Consider the following 17,770-nt stretch of genomic DNA (forward strand, 5'->3'; position numbering starts at 1 on the left):
ATCGCCCGTTCGACTACAGTGATGAGCCTTCAAGGTTCAATTTAAGCTTCGGGTGCAGCATACAACAGGCAAATCTGTCAAAAATGAGCCAAGAGCGTGCCCTTGGGTCTATTCTGGACAAAATCGCTTCACGGAACGGTGAGCAGATGCCAGTTCAGAAAACCGTCCGCTTTGCCTGCAGCGCAGGATTTGCGCTGGCATCAAGTGCGGTCTGCCCCCTGCGCGCCGCCGCCAGACCCTCGGCATGACCGAGGATCGCCCCGGCCGTAAGCCAAGTAAGCGGCGTCAGCGTGGCATTAAGCAACATGTCCATCATGGTAATGCCAAGGATCAAAAGCAGCGGCGCGACCCAAGGGGATAGGCCCGCATCCCCCTGCCGGTAGAGGTGTAGCCCCATAAGAAAGATCGGCAGCGCCAAAAGACCCATCTCGCAAAGATACCCGACCCAGCCGAAGGTGCCGAAAACGATGATCCAACGTCCGTCCGGGACGGAAAGGATATTGCCGTTGGTCGCATCCCGGATCAGGTTGCGCCCCCATCCGCCCCAGCCGAACCATGGTTTTTCGGCGGCTCTTGCCAGCAGCCGTTCTTCGTTCATGAAACGATAGCCAAGCGATTGCGCCCGGTCCGCGCTGATCGCCTCGGCCTGCGCGAGGATGGCATCAAGCGGGATCAACCCCGCGTTGCGCAGCATCGGATAGATCACCGCCACCGCCGCAAAGACCACCGCCAGACGGATCTGCCAGCGCGCCGGGACCAGCAGCACCATCGGCACCAAAAGCAGCGCATAGGCGATGGAGGCAAGGCTTTTGCACAGCAGCAGGACCACGCCCAAAAAGGCCGCCAACAGCAGCATTTTCCAACGGTCGATCACCGGGGTCTGCCGCGCCAGCGCAACCGCCGACAACAGCGCGATACACATGAAAATCGCCAGCCACAGCGCGTGCGGCAGAAACACGATGGGCCGGAAGCCACCATTGCGCATCATCTGCTCAAAGGAGTGCTGAAAGAATCCGTAGATCCAGGTGTTTAGCTGCGGAGAGAAACGAATTTCGAAGAGCGAGGGCACGGAATAGATAAGCCCGCCGATCATGAAGGCCAGCAAAAGCTCGCGCAGGCCCTCTTCGTCCGCAAGGAACTGCCGCGCCAACAAGAAGGGCACCAGCATCAGCATCTGGCCGATCAAGACCGACCCGATGTCGCGGATCGACAGCCCCGGCAGGGCGTCCACGGGAAAGAGGATCGGCTCGAACCCTCGGATTGCCTGAAACAGGATCGGATCGCCATTGGTCAGCACCGTGGGCACAGCGGAAAAGACCAGCCCCACCACCAAGAACCCCGCCAAACGAGAGGCGGGCCAAAGCTGCAGTTTCTCTTGCGTGCCCAGCCAGATGATCAACAAAACGCTCAGGTTCGGGATCGACACTTTGTCGAGGCCCGGCACCAGCGGCAGGTTAAATTCGGCCAGCGGCGGCAGGAAAAGATAGCCCCCCAAGATCGACCAGATCAGCGCCCGCTGCAGCGGCAGGTTGCGAAACAGCCCCAGACAGACGAAGGGCCAGATCAGCAGCATCAGATAGGCGACGGGATTTGGCATGATGTCCTTCACGAAAGCCGGACGAATGCGCGGCAGGATGGGGCGGGGCGAAAATACCATCTGGCCCCAGCCCTGTCATCCCGCTAGTTTTGCGGCAGGTTCAATCTGGCACGGGCGTGGTTGATAGATGGCATGTGAAATCAATTACATAAAGCGTGCGCCTTCCCCCCTTGCGCCTGCCTGTGGCAGCCCAGAGGCGGGGCGCGCGGTATGAAGTATGGCAAGGGCGATGCCGCGGTGGTGGTTAATGTGGCGACAAGGGCCGCATTGTTTCAGGCCCTGCGCGCGCGCTTTGCCAAGGGCCAAGGATTCGCGCTTGCCACGCTCAACCTCGACCATCTGACCAAACTGCCCCGCAATGCGGGTTTTGCCGCTGCCTATCATGCGCAGGATCTGATCGTGGCCGATGGCCGCCCCGTTGTCTGGCTGTCGCAACTGGCCAAGCAGCCGGTTGCCTTGATGCCCGGCTCTGATCTGATCATCCCGCTTTGCGAATTGGCCGCCGAGCAATCGTTGCCCATCGCGTTCTTCGGCAGTGATGAGGAAGCCCTTCACGGGGCCGCAGCAGCCCTGCGGGCCCGTGTGCCGGGGCTGGAGATTTGCCACATCGCCGCCCCGCCGATGGGCTTTGACCCCGAAAGCGCCGAAGCGGATACCGCCCTGCGCAACATCGCCAACAGCGGGGCGCGTCTGTGTTTTCTGGCACTAGGTGCGCCCAAACAAGAGATGCTCGCCGCGCGCGGGCGTGAGGTTGCGCCGGGGGTGGGGTTCGCCTCTGTCGGGGCAGGATTGGATTTTTTGGCCGGGCGGCAGCGCCGTGCGCCGAAATGGATGCGGATGCTGGCTTTGGAATGGTTTTGGCGTGCCCTGCAGAGCCCGGCGCGGATGGTGCCGCGCTATGCGCGCTGTTTCGCGATCCTCCCGCGCCTGACGCTTGAGGCTTGGCGGACGCGCTAGGCGTCAGCGGTATTCGATGATCCGCCCATCGCGGCGCATGTGATACTTCAGCACGCCCAAGGCTTCGGGGAATTTGCCCAGCAGGGTGAAAAAGCCCCAAGCCGCCCCCCCGCGCCAGATCAACCGCAAGAGTTGCAGTGGGTAGAGCAGCATCAGCCCGACTGCGGCCCACGGCGTCAACAGCGCCAGCAGCAAAATCACCGCAGGCAAAAGCGCGCCCCAAAGCACGGCGCGGCGCGTCTCGGCCACCCAATGGCGATCGGGACCAGCGCCATGCAGCGCCGCCCCTTCGGCAAAGGCGTGACCAGCACGCAGGCTGCGCCGCCACCACTGGCTGAACCGGGTGATCTGCGCGTCATGCCATGTCATCTCGGCGTCGAGCCGCCATATCTGCCAACCCGCCCGGCGCAGCCGCTGGCACAGTTCTGGTTCTTCTCCGGCGATCATCTCTGCCCGGTAGCCACCCACGGCGCGGAGCGCCTCAAGCCGTATCAGCGCATCGCCACCACAGGCGCGCGCCTCGCCCGGCGGCGTGTCCCATTCTGCGTCGATCAGACTGTTGTAAATCGAGGTTTGGGGATGTTCCTCGCGACGTCTGCCGCAGACCACGGCGAGTTGAGGATGCGCGTTCAGATGGGCCTCAGCCGCCGCCAGCCAACCGTCCCGCAGGATGCAATCGCCATCAAGGAATTGCACCAGCGTAATCCCTTCGCCCAATGCCGCCACGCCCGCATTGCGGGCCCGCGCGGCGGTGAAGGGCTGCTGCATGTCCAGTTCGACCACTTCCGCGCCCAGCCCCCGCGCCGCAGCGACGGACCCATCGGTTGAGCCGCTGTCGACATAGACAATCTGCGCCACCTGCCCCGCCAAAGCCTGCAAGGACCGCTCCAGCCGGGCGCCTTCATTGCGTCCGATGACAACGGCGCCGATGCTCATGCGGCATGCTCATCACGCCAAGCGGCGACATGGGCGCTGTAGCTGTCGGAGGGTACCAGAAAGCCCGCGCGGTACAGAAGTTCGACCCGGTTCCAACGCCGCGCGTCCAGCGAGAAGAGCGAGACATCGGGGTTTTGCCCGATCACCGCCATGCGGCGTGCGTCTTCGCCATGCGCCAGATTGCCCGCGCCCAGCGTCTCGGCATCCCGCGCGGCGGCGTCATTGGCGAACTTGTAGTGTTTGATCACTGCCGTCATATCCGCCACGCGCAGCCCGCAGGACAGATGCGGATGCGGCGCCGGTGTGACCTCTGGCCCGTTGAAGATCAGCGGATGTTTCGTCAGGCAACAGTTCTCTCCAAAGACCTTGCCGCGCACGCCGCCAAAGGCGAACTTCACCGCATCGTTGGAAAGATCATTATCGGCCAGCAGCGCGGAGAACGGAATTTCCGGACTGTGGTAGTCGGTTTTGCGCACCGCGCTGATGTCATAATAGAGAAAGGATTGCAGCGCTTGTTTATAGGGCACCCCCGCCGCGGCAGCGAGGCTGGTTTTGGGGAACATCTCAAGCATCTGCGCCATTAAGGCGGTATAGCCCTGCTGTTCGAGATAGGCGGTCAGCCCCTTGATGCCAATCTGGCTGCGCCCTTCGAAATCGAAAATCTCGTCCATATCGACATAGAGACACCAGCGATTTCTGCCATAGGTCTGCGCGGGATACTGGCGGATCAGGTCTTCGTACTCGGCCAGCGGCAGGGTGCAGCGGTCGATCACAGTGCCTTTCTGCGCTTTGATCCGGGCGATGGTGTCATCGCGCGAGCCGTTGTCGATGAAAACGAAATGTTGCACGCCCATCGCGCGGTAATGGCGAAAAAAGGCGTCGAGGTAATAGCTGCCGTCGCGCACCAAGGCGATCAGCACCACCTCCCCCAGGGCCACGTCCAGTTTGCTCGGCCCGTGCAGATGCTGCAAGGAAGCGGCAAAGCGCGCCCGGCGGCGGGCGTCGTGCAGGCGTTGGCGCAGGCGGCGGAGCAGATGCAGGGGCGATTTCATGCCGTTGTGATACGACAGGCAATCTGCGCGGTCCACTGCCGCCATGGCTTTCTGATCCGCGTGACTGTGCCCCGAGCGATTAGCTGCCACCGTTTTGACCGGGCGCGGCAGCAGGCCCGGCCACGGCCCGCAGGGCGGGGTCAAAGAACGTGTGGCGCGCACGGCCAGCGTGTTTCGAGGCATAGAGCGCGGCATCTGCATTGGCCAGAACCACCTCACGCGGTCGCCGATCGCCGCGCTGGATCCAGACCGTGCCGATGCTGGCGGAAACCTTGCAAACTTCCCCCTTGTAGCGGATTGGCTCTTCCAGCCGGTCGATGATCCGCTGGCCAATCCGCCTCAATATGCCCTCGCCGCGCACATCGGGCAGAACCACGGTGAACTCATCTCCGCCCAACCGCACCACCATGTCAGAGCTTCGGGTTTCTTGTTGCATGATCCGGGCGACAACTTGCAGCACATGATCGCCCGCGGCATGGCCCAGACTGTCATTCACCGCCTTGAAGTAATCGAGATCGACATGCATCACCGCGAACCCCTCTCCGGCGGTGATCAACCGCTCCAGCACCGCGTTCAGCGCGCGGCGGTTTTTCAGCCCCGTCAGCGTATCGGTAAAGGCCTGTTCCTCTGCAGTGATTCGCGCCTCTTGCAGGCGCAGGTTCAGGCGGCGGGAGGCCTCCATCGCGGCTGATTTCGCCTCCATCAGATAGAGCATCTCGATCGCCAGATCGGTGGCGGCGAAATCCGCATTGGTCAATGCATAGTCCTGCACCCCGTCGAAAATCGAAATCCCGAAAGAGAGGTTCACGATCAGCCGCCGATCCCCCAAGGGCACCAGCAGCCCCTTAAGCTCGGTCCGGGGGGAATCGCGAAAGGCGAGGTGCAGCTTTACCCCCGTGGCCCGGTGCAGGTCTTTCATCCCGTCAATCCCGCGGGGCCGCTTAACGGTGACGGTTTCCAGAAAATGCCGCCCCGCCAACGGGGACTGCGGGCGCAGCTTTTGGATCGTCGGCCCGGCGTGGCGGATCTCGCCATTGGCAGACAACAGCAGATGCATCGGACATAGTTTGTCCAGAACCGCCGGATCATGGCACCCTACGCTCATGCCCGCGCCCCAAGCTCAAACCGGCGCCCTTCCGAGAATTCGGCCTCGACCAAAATGATCTTCAGCACCTCGATGCCATCCGATCGCCCACAGTGTTCCAACAGCACCAGCGCGCCATAGTCATCGGCCATGGCCCGCAAGACCCCCATCATAAGGTAGCCATAGCCAACGAGCGGGGCTTCGCAGATCAAGGAATACTGGCCATCGGGGTCTTCGCGCAGTTCGACCCAAGGCAAATGCAGTTCGGATAGGGCAAGGCGCGTCCGGTCCGGCAAATCGTCGAGCGATTGCAAAAAGTCACTGAAGCTCACCCCGCCAAAGCGCAGCAAACGCCGCACAGCCTCATAGCCCGGTTGCGCCACAAGAAAGGTGCCGACGTCTTCCATCACCTCGGCCCGGGGTCGGTCCAGCACGTCGCAGACCGCCTCAAGGACAGCCGGGGTGACATGATCCGAATAGGTCAGCATCGCCTCGAATTCGGTAAAGTCCAACCCGGCCCGAGAGGCCACCTCGGCCCAAAGTCTCTGCCCGTAGTTGGCACAAAAGTAGTTCTGAATGCTGCGGTTGATAAGCCCGTGCATGACTGCCTCATTCCCATTTTTCCCGAGAGCAGATTGCCGTTGCAGTGGTTAAGATTGGCCTGATGAATACAGTTGTCAGGAAATTGCGTTGCCCGTCCGGCCACGCCAAGCCCGGAATCGCACCCGGAACCGCCGCCACATTCCGCGCGTTCGGTATTGGAGAGAAGAGGCGACGCCCCGCCTCTCCCCAGCCAGTGAGGAGCATATCCATGAGCGATGATCCCAAACACCCGAAAGACGAAGACAAGACACCGCCCAAGAAACCTCAAAAAGACCTGCACCGCCCCGAGGCCACATTGGACGAAGCCCCCGCAGGAAGCCCCAACGCCGAAGAACGCTCGCGGCTATCGGACTGAGGGTCTGGGTCTGACCTTGGTGTCAGACCTCAAGTAAAAAAGGGTGTCTAAATATGAGCAATGACGTCACAGCCCCCCGGCAGCACAGCGCGCCGGGGTTTATGATTTGTCTGGGCTGGGTCGCCATCCTTGGCTGTGTGATATTCGCCGTCTCGATCCTGATCGCGGATTTTGTGGTGCCGAATCATGACTGGATCGCCGACACGATCAGCGATTTAGGTGCGGGGCGGTATGAATTCATCGTCGACATCGGCATCTATGCCTTCTCCGCCGCGCTGATTGCCTGCGCCCTGCTTTGTGCCCATGTGCATTTCGGCGATCGGTGGTGGAGCATCGCCACCATTGGCCTTGCCCTTCTGGGGCTCATCGTTTTTCTGGTCGGCGCAAGAAACGAATACGGGGACCGCGATTCCGATGGCGTGGTGATCCATGTCTATCTGGTCTACGCGCTTGGGCTGATTATGCTCACCGTGCCTTGGCTGCTGTCGAAAGGTTTCGCTGATATCTCTGCGTTCCTTGCCAAGGCGCTCAAGGTGATCTCGCTTCTGTGGCTGGTCTCCGCCCCGCCGTTCTTCTTCCTGCCCACCGGGATCGACGGCATCTATGAGCGCTATCTGGGGCTGATTGCCATGGCGATGGTGGTGCTTTTGGGGCGGTTCTTTATCCAGCGGGGCAAGGCATTGAACGGGGGGCACGGGTGATGTTTTTCGACCACGTTCCGCTCGATATCCTCGCCCGGGCGCTCTTGCTTTCCGCCATTCCGCTGACTTGGGTGATCTTTGTGGTCCGCGTGATCGGGCTGCGCACTTTTTCAAAGATGACCGCCTTTGACTTCGTCGCCACGGTCGCCACAGGCTCGCTGCTTGCCGGGGCCTGTCAGGCCACCACTTGGCCAGAGTTTGCGCAGCCGACCTTAGCCATTTCCGCCCTGCTTGGTGCGCAATTCGTCATCGCGCGGATACGGCAAGCCTCTGACCAATTCGAAAAAGTCGTGCAGAACGAGCCCGTGATCCTGATGCGGGATGGTGAGATATTCGACGCCGCCCTAAGCGAAACCCGCGTCGCGCGCGCCGACCTGATTGCCAAGTTGCGGGAGGCCAATGCGCTGCGCTTTTCGGAGGTGCGTGCCGTTGTGTTGGAGACGACGGGCGATATCTCGGTCCTGCGTGGGGATACCCTCGAAGAGGGAATTCTTGAAGGCGCGCGGGTGATCAAGGATTAAGCCGGCCTTAAATCAACCGCCCCGGCAAATGGCCGATATCCGGCAAGACCAGATCGGCGTGCGGGGCGAGATCTTCCGCTGTGGCCGGTCCGGTCAACACCGCGATCCGCCCCATGCCCGCCACGCGCGCGGCTGCTAGATCATGAATGCTGTCGCCGACCATCGCGATGGAGGAGGCCGGCAGGCCCACATGCGTCGCAAAGGCGTGCAACTGCCCCGGAGATGGCTTGCCCCCATGCCCACTGTCGAACCCTGCGATAAAGTCGAACATATCAACCACCCCCGCCGCCAGCAGGTGCGCGCGCGCGGGGTGTTCCGCATCATTGGTCGCCACGCCGAGGCGCAGCCCCCGGTCGCGCAGTCCCTGCAAAAACGGTCTGAGCGGCACCGCCTCGCGCTGCGGCGCACGGGCCGCCTCGGCATTGATTAATTCTAGAAGGTCCGAAGGCGGCCGTTCAGGGAAATGCGGGGCCAAGGCATCGACCACCTGCTGCGGTGTGCCAGCGATGGCGATACTGTCTGGGGCAAAGCGGCGGGTGGCAAGGTCAAAGCCAATGTCTGCGCCGACCCGCGCGGCCATTTCACGCTCCCCATCACAGACCCGCAGCAAGAAGGCTTCGGCCCAAGGTTCCCAAGTCGCGGCAAAGTCAAAAAGGGTGCCGTCCTTGTCAAAGAGCAGACCCTTAACGTTTCTTAAGTCCAATGCACCTGCTCCCCACCGGGCAGCGCCGCGCGGGCTTGCATGATCCGTTCATAGGGTATCGCCAGATGGTCGCAAAACCCGATGACCCAGGCGTCGTCCATCATCAGAAAATCCAGCACAGCGCCCAGAAAAATAGGGTCGCTGGCCTGTTTCGTTAGGTCCGCTTCGGACGCGCCCGTACTGCCCAGAAACACCGGCAATAGATCATCATTCGCCGCGAGCCAGCCCAGCGCCTGAAGTGCCAAAGTTTCGGCGGAATCTTGGGTATAGGACATTGAAAACCGTCTTTTGCTGAAGGTTGGAAACCCTTTGTTAACCATTAAGGGGCAAAGACAGTCTCATCAAACTGATTTGTACGGTGAAGGAGCTGTCGTGCAAGGGACCATCCTTATTGCAGATGCGATTGCAACCAATCGGATCGCCCTCAAGGTCAAGCTCTGTGCGGCATACTATCACGTCGTGCAGGCAGAGAATATGGAAGAGGCTTTGACCTGCGTGCGGGCCAACCCGCCGGATCTGGTGATCTGCGCCCTGACCCTGCCGGGTGGCGGGGCGGCGGACCTATGCCGCGCGCTCAAAGCCTCTGGCGATAGCGCGCAGCTTCCGGTGCTGGCCATCGGCAACGGCGATCAGGCGGTGGATAGGTTTGCCGCGCTCGAAGCGGGGGCAAACGACGTGTTGCTCAAACCGCTTGATTGCACGCTATTGCTAGGCCGGGCGCGCAGTCTCATCCGTGCCCGCAATGCGGCTGACGAATGGGAGATGCGCGATGACACGTCACGCGCGCTTGGGTTGGCGGAACCCGCGGCTCAATTTACGGCGGAATTCACAGCCCGCAGCCACTGTGTGATCATCCATTCCGACAGCGCGATGAGCGTGAATTGGGCCAAACACCTCCGCCCCCAACTGCGCGCGCGCCTCACCCTCGCCAACCCGGAGGAGGCCATTCGCGCCGCCGCCGCAAACGGGCCGCCAGACGCCTTTGTATTGGTCCTGCCTCAAGATCCCGTGCCTGCCACGGCGGCTCTGCGCCTAATCTCGACCCTACGCGCCAATGCGCAAACCCGCCATACCGGGCTGCTGGTGGTGCAACTGGCCCCGGATGCGGCGCTTGCTGCCACTGCCCTAGATCTGGGGGCAGACGATCTGATGACCGAAGGCTTCAACCCCGCGGAAATGGCCCTGCGTCTTCATGCGATCTTGCGGCGCAAACGGATGACGGACCAACTTCGCGATACGGTACGCACAGGACTGAAGGCTGCCGTTTTCGACCCTCTGACGGGGCTGCACAATCGCCGCTATGCCCTGCCCCATCTGGATCACATCGCGGAACATGCACTTGAAACCGCCCGCCCTTTTTCGGTGATGGTCGCCGATCTGGATCATTTCAAAGGCATCAATGACCGCTATGGCCATGCCGCGGGGGATTCGGTGCTGGTGCAAACGGCGGAACGGCTGCGCAACAATCTGCGCGGCATGGACCTTGTCGCGCGGATTGGCGGGGAGGAATTCCTTATCGTCATGCCGGGGACCAACCTTGCGGATGCCGAAAAAACGGCGGCGGCGATCTGTGCCGATATCGGCAATCGCGGCTTCGTCGTTCCCGGCACTCCCCTACCGATACATGTGACCATCAGCATCGGTCTCTCCGTCGGCCCGATGGAGGAAGAGGGCCGCCCGCTATCCTCGGAAGCGTTGATGGCTCAGGCGGATCAGGCCCTCTACGCTGCGAAAACCCACGGTCGAAACCGGGTGAACCTGAGCCGCCCCGCGGCTTGAACCTGAGGCCCGGAACGAAACCGGGACCACAGGCGCCGGACGCCCTTCTGTCGGGCAAGTGTCAGTCGCATTCGCGGCGCTGGTTGCGTTTAGGACAAGACGAAAGTCCTTTTGGGGGTACTAGGTTTGCATAGTCCACTGTCCACCGCCGGGTCTTCGTAAGCAGGCAATCGCAATCAACGTCCCCTTCGATGCCAGTCCTTTTGTCAGCCTTTCCACCCGCATCCTGCCTCTGCCTCTGCCTCTGCCTCTGCCTCTGCCTCTGCCTCTGCCTCTGCCTCTGCCTCTGCGAAAAGGACGCGATACAAATGAGCCAGCCTCAACCAAAGATTGCATTAAGCACAAACCTTCCTTAGCGTAACGCAATGCAACAGGATCGGCCCCTTATCGGAATAGCCCTGATGATGGGCTTCTGCATCGTAGCGCCCGTGGGCGATGCGGTGGCCAAGCTACTGGGCGCTTCGGTCCCCTTGGGACAGGTGGTGCTGCTCCGCTTCGCCCTTCAGGCGCTGATCCTGTTTCCAATCGTGTGGTACTCTGGCCGCGTCTGGCACATGCGCGGGCGGGTGTTTCGGCTGACCCTTCTGCGCACCCTGCTGCATATGGCGGGCATTGCCGCCATGTTCACCGCGTTGAAATACCTGCCCCTCGCCGATGCCGTTGCCATTGCTTTCGTCATGCCTTTTTTCATGTTGCTGCTCGGCAAACTCATCTTAAAGGAAGAGGTCGGCCCAAGACGTTTGGGCGCGAGCATCGTTGGGTTTCTCGGTACGCTTCTCATCGTGCAGCCGAGTTTCGTGGACGTCGGCTGGCCCGCACTGCTGCCGATCGTCGTGGCGGTCGTCTTTTCATTCTTCATGCTGGTCACCCGCCAGGTCGCCAAGGAGACGGACCCGATCAGCCTGCAGGCCGTGAGCGGGGTGATGGCTGTCGTGATGATCCTGCCGTTGCTGGCGCTCGGCGCCATCACGGAGTTCGCGCCTTTGCAGATCATACAACCCGATGCCTTCGACTGGACCCTGCTGCTCGGCATCGGGGTTCTCGGTACGATCGCGCATCTGCTGATGACATGGTCCTTGCGCTTTGCCCCATCGGCCACATTGGCGCCGATGCAATACCTTGAAATCCCCTTCGCCACGCTGCTTGGTTTGCTCATCTTCTCCGACCTGCCCAATCCACTCGCAGGTTTGGGCATTCTGATCAGCGTCAGCGCGGGTCTCTACGTGATCATGCGCGAGCGGGCCACTGCGCGTGATCTGGCCGCAGCAGTTGTGCCGCCAGTGGCGCCATAAGACGACGCGGCAGGATCAGCAGCATATCGGGGCCGTCCATCTCAAGCGCGACGGGCCCCAAAGCGCGGTTCGACGTGCCAACTCGGCCACCAGGCGCAAAATCCAGCCCGTCAATCGGCCATTCCAATCTACGACTGCGCCCCGTCACCGGCGCCAATGGCATGAGAGAGACCACATCCCCCGCCTCCGTCGGTAGGGTGATGCGCGGCTGCGCGAGCAGCACGATCTCATGCGCGCCCAACAAGATGCAGGGCCGATCCGGATAGGTGGCGAGCGTATTAAAGGCCGCAAGCTGATGGTCCAGCCGCGCCCCGGTAAAACCAACCCCCAGCACCAGCGGCGCGTCGATCCGGGTCAGCGCCTTGTCGAAATCCGTGCTCTCTTGCTCGGCGACCCGGTGACACCGCTCTGATGGGATCCGTGCCAACACCTCTGCCGGGGCGGAATCGAAATCGCCGATGACCGCCGCCAATTCCACCCCTGCCGCCAGAGCCAGCGCGGCGCCACTGTCGGCCGCAACGCAGGTGGGTGCCAGCGCCAGTGCCGCGCCGATGTCTCCCTCAAAGACCTCTCCGCCGCCGAGCAGCGTGACTGGTTTGTGGTCCCGCACGATTTGGTCTGAAGTGGTCAATTAGTGCCCCTTTCGGAAATCTGCCTTAATCTTGCCTTGAAATCATACGTTGAATGGCACAGATTCGAGCCGCTTTGGTCTTGGACATCGTGGTAAACGATACCTGCAACACCGCAGAGGACGAGCATCCGATGATGAACAGCAACAAAATCTTGACGGTCTCCTATGGCACTTTTTCGTGTACGCTGGAAGGCTTCGACGATTCCTTCGGCACCATGAAGGCCATTGCCGAGTATTTCCGCGATCTGGCCTCGGATGACCGTTACTTCGGTGCCGAGCCGCCACAACCGGATGCTGAGATGCTCACCCGGATCGCGCAGCGCGAAGTCTCCCGCCGGGTGCAAGCCCGTGAGCAGGAAGGCAAGATCGTGCTGAGCGCGCTGGAGAACCAAAGCGCCGAGGCTCCGGCCCAAGCGCCCCCGGCAGCAGCACCTGCCGCAGCCGCTCCGGCTCAGGCCGAAACCGCAGCGCCGCAAGCACCCGCCGCGGCAGAGCCTGCGCCCGTCCAAGAAGAAGCGCCAGCCCCCCTTAAGGCTGAGATCGCCGACACCGCCGCCGTGGAAGCCCCAGCAGCAGCCGAACCTCAGATCGCTGAAGCCGTCGAAAAGGCGGAGCCCGCCCCTGCCGCCGAGCCTGCACCGGCAGCCGAAGCAGAGGAAGAAGACACCAGCGACGCCGAGGCGTTCTTTGCCGCCAGCCCGCAGCCGCAGTCCCACTACGAGGATGAAGCGCAGGCCGCCAGCGTCGAAGAGACGCCCGCCGCAAGCGCCGCCCCCGCCGACAGCATCGCCGCCAAACTGCAGCGCATCCGCGCCGTGGTCGCCCAGCAGGACGAGGATGAGGCCGCAAGCTACGACGAGGAAGAAGCAGCCGCGCCCCAAGTGGCCCGTGCCACCGCCGAAACGCAGGTCGAATCCGAAGAGAGCCAAGCCGCCATCGACGCCGCACGTCGCGACATCGAAGATGCGCTGGACGCCGATGAAGCCACAGAGATGGCGCAAGACGAAGCGGAAGAGGACGACGACGATCTCGCTGACATCCTCAACCGTCTTGAGGCCGAAGAAGAAGACGAAGCAGAAGTCGCCGAGACGGATGAGAGCCTGTTCGACGCAGAGGACGAAGAGGAACCTAAAGCCGAAGCCGCACCGGAGATCGACGCCGCCGACCTGCCCCGCAAAGGGCGCGTGATCAAGGTCAAACGCGCAGATCTCGAAGCCGCCGTGGCCCGGGGCGATCTGGAAGAAGTCTCTGACCCGGCACCGCAAGAGGCACCCGCCGCGCAAGCCGAGAAAGCGCGCAGCTCTTCGCTGTCGCCCGAGGATGAAGACGAACTGGCCCGCGAATTGGCCGCGTTGGAGGCCGAACTTGGCGCGTCCACCCCGGCAGAGGCCGAGGAAACGCCCGCCCCCGCGGTCGAGATGACCGAGCCGGAAGCCGCGCCTGTTGAAGACGAACCCGCAGGCGAAGAGCCCGAAGAGGTTAAAGCCGCAGAGCAGGAACCAGCAGAGGTTGAAGCCGCAGCGGAACAGATCGAAGAGCAAGCCGAGCCTGCGCAAGCGGCCCGTCACAGCCTGCCCACCATCGACGATGAGACCGGCCCCGACATGTCGCGTCTGATGGCGGAAACCGACAGCAAGATGGACGAGGCCGAAAGCACCACGCGCCGCGATGCCTTTGCCCATCTTCGCGCCGCCGTCGCCGCGAAGAAAGCCGATGAGGCGATGGGTGGCCGCGCCACCACCGCGACCTCGGATGACGCCTACCGTGAAGACTTGGCCGATGTGGTCCGTCCGCGCCGCCCCGTGAGCCGTTCGGCCCGGACCGAGCGGCCAAAGGCCGACGCCCGTTCTGCTCCGCTGAAACTGGTAGCCGAGCAGCGCATCGACGTCGACAAGCTGCGCAGCGCTGGCCCCGTGCGTCCGCGCCGTGTGGCGGCCGTGGTCGAGCCGGTCAAAACCAACCCCGATGCCGAAAGCTTTGCCGATTTCGCCGCCGACATGGGCGCTACCAAGCTGCCCGAACTGCTTGAGGCGGCGGCGTCTTACATGTCCTTTGTCGAGGGGCGCGACCAGTTCTCTCGCCCGCAGTTGATGGGCAAGGTCCGCTCGATCGGGCTGCCGGACTTCACCCGCGAAGACGGGCTGCGCTCCTTCGGTCAACTGCTGCGCGCAGGCAAGATCGAGAAAATCAAAGGCGGGCGGTTCACCGTCTCCGATGAGATTGGCTACCGCCCCGATCACCGCGCCGTGGGTTAAACCCCCGACAAAAGTGCGGATACGAAAAAGCGCCCCGAGGGGCGCTTTTTTATTAGCTGTTACTGATCGTCGCCCGCATCCGGGTCTGCCTGTCCGATGCCCTTAAAGACAAATTTGAACGGAAGCGCCCAGACGATGCCAAGGGCGACATAGATGCCAAGCTCAAGCAGCACCGGCGGGCGGTCGAACTGGGCCACCGTCCAGACCGCCACGGCAATATAGCTCGGCAGTCCGATCAGTAGGATGACCAGCGCCCAACGGCGGCGTGCCTTATAGCTCAGCGCCATCAGATCAGTCCGCGAAAGGGTCGGTCACCAGAATGGTGTCCTCCCGCTCTGGCGAGGTTGAGACCAGCGCGACCGGGCATTGAATCAATTCTTCGACCCGGCGCACATATTTGATCGCATTGGCAGGCAGGTCGGCCCAGCTGCGCGCGCCTTCGGTCGATTCGGACCAGCCCGGCAGTTCTTCATAGATTGGCACGCAGCGCGCCTGCTGTTCGGCAGCGGTCGGCAGATAGTCGAGTCGTTCGCCATCCAGCTCATAGCCCACGCAGACCTTCAGCGTCTCAAACCCGTCGAGCACGTCGAGCTTGGTCAGGCATATGCCGGTTATGCCAGAGGTGGCACAGGTCTGGCGCAGCAGGGCCGCGTCAAACCAACCGCAGCGGCGCTTGCGCCCGGTGGTGGTGCCAAATTCATGGCCCCGCTCACCCAAACGCTGGCCGTCGGCGTCTTCCAATTCGGTCGGGAACGGGCCTTCACCGACGCGTGTGGTATAGGCTTTGACGATGCCCAGCACATAATCGATGGCGGTGGGGCCAAGGCCCACGCCAGTCGCCGCCTGCCCTGCAATCACATTGGAAGACGTGACAAAAGGATAGGTGCCGAAGTCGATGTCCAGCAGAGCGCCCTGCGCCCCTTCGAACAGGATGCGTTTGCCAGCCTTGCGCTTCTCGGCCAACACTTTCCAAACCGGCGCGGCGAAGGGCAGGATTTTCGGCGCAATCTCTTGCAGTTGCGCGATCAGCGCGTCGCGGTCGATGGCCTCAACGCCCAAACCTTTGCGCAGCGGATCGTGATGCTGCAGGGCACGATCGACGCGGGCTTCCAAGGTCGCGGGGTCGGCCAGATCGGCAACGCGGATGGCGCGGCGGCCAACTTTGTCTTCGTAACAGGGGCCGATGCCACGACCGGTGGTGCCGATCTTGGTGCCCTTGCTGGCCGCTTCTTCGCGGGCGCGGTCCAATTCGCCGTGGAACGGCAGGATCAGCGGCGTGTTTTCCGCGATCATCAGGTTCTCGGGGCTAATCTCGACGCCCTGACCTTCGATCGTCTCGATCTCTTTCAGCAGGTGCCACGGGTCCAGCACCACGCCATTGCCGATGACCGACAGCTTACCGCCGCGCACCACGCCCGAAGGCAGCGCATGCAGCTTGTAAACCTTGCCGTCGATGACCAGAGTGTGGCCCGCGTTATGCCCGCCTTGAAAGCGTGCGATCACATCGGCACGTTCGCTGAGCCAGTCAACGATCTTGCCTTTTCCCTCGTCACCCCATTGGGCGCCGACAACGACGACATTGGCCATGATATATTCCTTTGCGATGTCCCGCGCCCGTATAGCGACAGTGGCAGGCGTGTGAAACTCGAAAAACGCGCTGAGCGCCAGCGAGGGGGTTTAGACGTTTCCTGCCGCGCTCAAACGCACCGGATCGCCATGTGGCGTGCTGAGATAGGCGGCCTCCCACCCGTCGCGCAGGCTGCGCAGATCACCGGGGCGGGCATGGCCTGCGTCGATCAGCAGGGTTTCGAGGGTTTCCAGCCAAGCGTTGAAGTAGTCCTCTCCGCCGTTCAACTCTCGCCTCAGCCCATGCCGTGCCAAAGTCGCGCCAAAGCGGTCGGCCCAAAAGGGCCAATCGAAAAGACCACTCTCGTTCAGATGCACCGTCAGCGCGAAGAGATGCGCGTGCCATGGCGCCTCAAAGACGGGTTCCGGGGCGCTCATGGGGCCTCCAGATAGCTTTGCCACAGGTCGAGCACGACCTCATCGCGGGGGTGTTCGGGATGCGCCCAAAGCTCAGAGGCCGGAAAGGCTACGGCATAAAGCGGCTCAGGGGCTTCGCCCAGATCATGGGCGTTGCTGTCGGGCAAGACATGCGTGCCATGCAGCCGCAGCACCCGGCCCTTCGCGCCCGCGGCATAGGCGGGCAGCCGGGTGTGGCCGCCCGGAACAATTGTGTTTTCAGGCTGCTTGCGGGTGACGACCGCATCGCCGGGCGCAAAGATCGCTGCGATGTCCGAAGGGCGATCCGCCGGGCCGCCACGGGCCAGCACCCCAGCCACCTGCGGCGCTTTCATCGCCTTTTCCGCCAGCGGGCTGGGCGCAGGATCGGCCTTGCCTGCCAGTTCCTCACGGCTGACCACCCCGCGGGCGACCAACATATCAGCCACCCCGGCGAGCCACTTTTCGTAATAGCTGAACCGCATGTAATCAGTGGGGGCGAGACATTCGCGGGCATGGCGCGACACGTCGATGTTCCATTTGCCTAAGGTGCCGGTGGCCAAGGTCAGCGCCAGCGCGCGGCGGTGCCACTCGGCGTGAAAGATCACGTCTTCGGCCTCGGGCGTGACCGGGCCATCGCCGAAACGCCCGCCCATATCATGCACGCGGGTCATGGCGCTTTGGCCAATCCGGTGCCGATCATACTGTCGCGGGTGACAAGGTCGGCCAGCGCCGCGACATCCAAGCCCTCGCTTCCCGCCGGGCGCTGCGGGATCACCAGATAGCGCACCTCGGCTGTTGAATCCCAGACCCGTACGGCGGTGTCTGCGGGCAGGTCCACCCCGAATTCCGCCAGCACCTTGCGCGGTTCGCGCACCACGCGGGCGCGGTAGGCGTCGGATTTATACCAACCCGGCGGAATGCCCAGAAGCGGCCAAGGGTAGCAGGAGCACAGCGTGCAGACGACGATGTTATGCACCTCATCCGTATTCTCGACCGCGACCATATGCTCGCCTTGCCGCCCGAAGAAACCCATCTCGGCCACCACGGCGGTCGCATCCTTGAGCAGCGCCGCGCGAAAATCAGGATCGCTCCACGCGCGGGCGACGACCTCGGCCCCGTTGCGCGGGCCGATGCGGTTCTCATAGGTGTCGATGATCTCATCCAATGCGGCGGGGTCAATCAGCCCCTTGGCCGTCAACAGCGTTTCCAGCGCCTTGACCCTGAGCGCAGGCTCGGGCGGCAGCAGGGCATGGGGGTGGTCGTGGTCTGGATGATCATGAGGCATGGCGGCAGACTGCCC

20 protein-coding genes are annotated in these 17,770 nt (G+C 62.6%); 7 read left to right on the top strand and 13 right to left on the bottom strand.

The window, feature by feature from the left end; all coding sequences use genetic code 11:
- Positions 1 to 154: 154 nt before the first annotated feature.
- The gene (locus B5M07_RS12020) at positions 155 to 1,657 is read right to left on the bottom strand and encodes a hypothetical protein (RefSeq protein ID WP_254693921.1); all 1,503 of its coding nucleotides are present in this window, start codon (positions 1,655 to 1,657) and stop codon (positions 155 to 157) included.
- A gap of 150 nt (positions 1,658 to 1,807) precedes the next feature.
- Here B5M07_RS12020 and B5M07_RS12025 point away from each other — a divergent pair, with 150 nt between their 5' ends.
- On the top strand, positions 1,808 to 2,554 hold the full coding sequence (locus B5M07_RS12025) for a WecB/TagA/CpsF family glycosyltransferase (RefSeq protein WP_120351489.1): 747 nt from the start codon (positions 1,808 to 1,810) through the stop codon (positions 2,552 to 2,554).
- A gap of 3 nt (positions 2,555 to 2,557) precedes the next feature.
- On the opposite strand, the gene B5M07_RS12030 is transcribed toward B5M07_RS12025, so the two are convergent.
- Genes B5M07_RS12030 through B5M07_RS12045 form a run of 4 tightly spaced genes read right to left on the bottom strand, consistent with a single transcriptional unit; the run spans position 2,558 to position 6,228 of the window.
- Positions 2,558 to 3,490, bottom strand: coding sequence for a glycosyltransferase family 2 protein (locus B5M07_RS12030; protein WP_120351490.1), 933 nt, complete (start codon positions 3,488 to 3,490; stop codon positions 2,558 to 2,560).
- Entirely contained in the window at positions 3,487 to 4,632 is a 1,146-nt protein-coding gene (locus B5M07_RS12035) for a glycosyltransferase family 2 protein (RefSeq protein WP_254693922.1), read from the bottom strand. The genes B5M07_RS12030 and B5M07_RS12035 overlap by 4 nt, the downstream gene beginning before the upstream one ends.
- Positions 4,622 to 5,647: a GGDEF domain-containing protein gene (locus tag B5M07_RS12040; protein ID WP_120351491.1), complete on the bottom strand. Its 1,026-nt coding sequence runs from the start codon at positions 5,645 to 5,647 to the stop codon at positions 4,622 to 4,624. The genes B5M07_RS12035 and B5M07_RS12040 overlap by 11 nt, the downstream gene beginning before the upstream one ends.
- Positions 5,644 to 6,228, bottom strand: coding sequence for a heme NO-binding domain-containing protein (locus tag B5M07_RS12045; RefSeq protein WP_120351492.1), 585 nt, complete (start codon positions 6,226 to 6,228; stop codon positions 5,644 to 5,646). Before B5M07_RS12045 ends, B5M07_RS12040 begins: the two co-directional genes overlap by 4 nt.
- Before the next feature lie 209 nt (positions 6,229 to 6,437).
- Between B5M07_RS12045 and B5M07_RS19460 the strand changes: the two genes are divergently transcribed.
- From B5M07_RS19460 to B5M07_RS12055, 3 genes are read left to right on the top strand one after another with little or no spacing between them, the layout of a single operon-like run.
- Positions 6,438 to 6,584, top strand: a complete 147-nt coding sequence (locus tag B5M07_RS19460; protein ID WP_161487393.1) for a hypothetical protein — start codon at positions 6,438 to 6,440, stop codon at positions 6,582 to 6,584.
- A gap of 53 nt (positions 6,585 to 6,637) precedes the next feature.
- Entirely contained in the window at positions 6,638 to 7,285 is a 648-nt protein-coding gene (locus tag B5M07_RS12050) for a DUF998 domain-containing protein (RefSeq protein ID WP_162931861.1), read from the top strand.
- Complete coding sequence (locus tag B5M07_RS12055) at positions 7,285 to 7,806, top strand: DUF421 domain-containing protein (RefSeq protein WP_120351493.1); 522 nt, start codon at positions 7,285 to 7,287, stop codon at positions 7,804 to 7,806. The genes B5M07_RS12050 and B5M07_RS12055 overlap by 1 nt, the downstream gene beginning before the upstream one ends.
- A 7-nt stretch (positions 7,807 to 7,813) precedes the next feature.
- On the opposite strand, the gene B5M07_RS12060 is transcribed toward B5M07_RS12055, so the two are convergent.
- Both B5M07_RS12060 and B5M07_RS12065 read right to left on the bottom strand, forming a co-directional pair.
- On the bottom strand, positions 7,814 to 8,509 hold the full coding sequence (locus B5M07_RS12060) for an HAD family hydrolase (protein WP_120351494.1): 696 nt from the start codon (positions 8,507 to 8,509) through the stop codon (positions 7,814 to 7,816).
- On the bottom strand, positions 8,500 to 8,784 hold the full coding sequence (locus B5M07_RS12065; RefSeq protein WP_120351495.1) for a DUF3572 domain-containing protein: 285 nt from the start codon (positions 8,782 to 8,784) through the stop codon (positions 8,500 to 8,502). The genes B5M07_RS12060 and B5M07_RS12065 overlap by 10 nt, the downstream gene beginning before the upstream one ends.
- 97 nt (positions 8,785 to 8,881) lie before the next feature.
- Between B5M07_RS12065 and B5M07_RS12070 the strand changes: the two genes are divergently transcribed.
- Both B5M07_RS12070 and B5M07_RS12075 read left to right on the top strand, forming a co-directional pair.
- Complete coding sequence (locus B5M07_RS12070) at positions 8,882 to 10,288, top strand: diguanylate cyclase (protein ID WP_120351496.1); 1,407 nt, start codon at positions 8,882 to 8,884, stop codon at positions 10,286 to 10,288.
- Between the two features lie 365 nt (positions 10,289 to 10,653).
- Complete coding sequence (locus tag B5M07_RS12075) at positions 10,654 to 11,580, top strand: DMT family transporter (RefSeq protein ID WP_120351497.1); 927 nt, start codon at positions 10,654 to 10,656, stop codon at positions 11,578 to 11,580.
- Here B5M07_RS12075 and B5M07_RS12080 read toward each other — a convergent pair.
- A complete protein-coding gene (locus tag B5M07_RS12080; protein WP_205570862.1) occupies positions 11,516 to 12,211 on the bottom strand; it encodes a thiamine diphosphokinase in 696 nt (231 codons plus the stop codon). The genes B5M07_RS12075 and B5M07_RS12080 overlap by 65 nt on opposite strands.
- Before the next feature lie 53 nt (positions 12,212 to 12,264).
- Between B5M07_RS12080 and B5M07_RS12085 the strand changes: the two genes are divergently transcribed.
- The gene (locus B5M07_RS12085; RefSeq protein ID WP_254693923.1) at positions 12,265 to 14,466 is read left to right on the top strand and encodes a hypothetical protein; all 2,202 of its coding nucleotides are present in this window, start codon (positions 12,265 to 12,267) and stop codon (positions 14,464 to 14,466) included.
- A 59-nt stretch (positions 14,467 to 14,525) separates the two neighbouring features.
- On the opposite strand, the gene B5M07_RS12090 is transcribed toward B5M07_RS12085, so the two are convergent.
- From B5M07_RS12090 to nthA, 5 genes are all read right to left on the bottom strand, one after another.
- Positions 14,526 to 14,753, bottom strand: coding sequence for a DUF2842 domain-containing protein (locus B5M07_RS12090; protein WP_007119326.1), 228 nt, complete (start codon positions 14,751 to 14,753; stop codon positions 14,526 to 14,528).
- A gap of 4 nt (positions 14,754 to 14,757) precedes the next feature.
- The gene (locus B5M07_RS12095) at positions 14,758 to 16,053 is read right to left on the bottom strand and encodes an adenylosuccinate synthase (protein WP_120351498.1); all 1,296 of its coding nucleotides are present in this window, start codon (positions 16,051 to 16,053) and stop codon (positions 14,758 to 14,760) included.
- A gap of 90 nt (positions 16,054 to 16,143) precedes the next feature.
- Positions 16,144 to 16,470, bottom strand: coding sequence for a nitrile hydratase accessory protein (locus B5M07_RS12100; protein ID WP_120351499.1), 327 nt, complete (start codon positions 16,468 to 16,470; stop codon positions 16,144 to 16,146).
- A complete protein-coding gene (gene nthB / locus B5M07_RS12105; protein ID WP_067938633.1) occupies positions 16,467 to 17,141 on the bottom strand; it encodes a nitrile hydratase subunit beta in 675 nt (224 codons plus the stop codon). The genes B5M07_RS12100 and nthB overlap by 4 nt, the downstream gene beginning before the upstream one ends.
- Positions 17,138 to 17,755, bottom strand: coding sequence for a nitrile hydratase subunit alpha (gene nthA / locus B5M07_RS12110; RefSeq protein WP_120352251.1), 618 nt, complete (start codon positions 17,753 to 17,755; stop codon positions 17,138 to 17,140). Before nthA ends, nthB begins: the two co-directional genes overlap by 4 nt.
- Between the last annotated feature and the right edge of the window lie 15 nt (positions 17,756 to 17,770).

This window comes from Sulfitobacter sp. D7 (assembly GCF_003611275.1).
Classification (GTDB): Bacteria; Pseudomonadota; Alphaproteobacteria; order Rhodobacterales; family Rhodobacteraceae; genus Sulfitobacter; species Sulfitobacter profundi.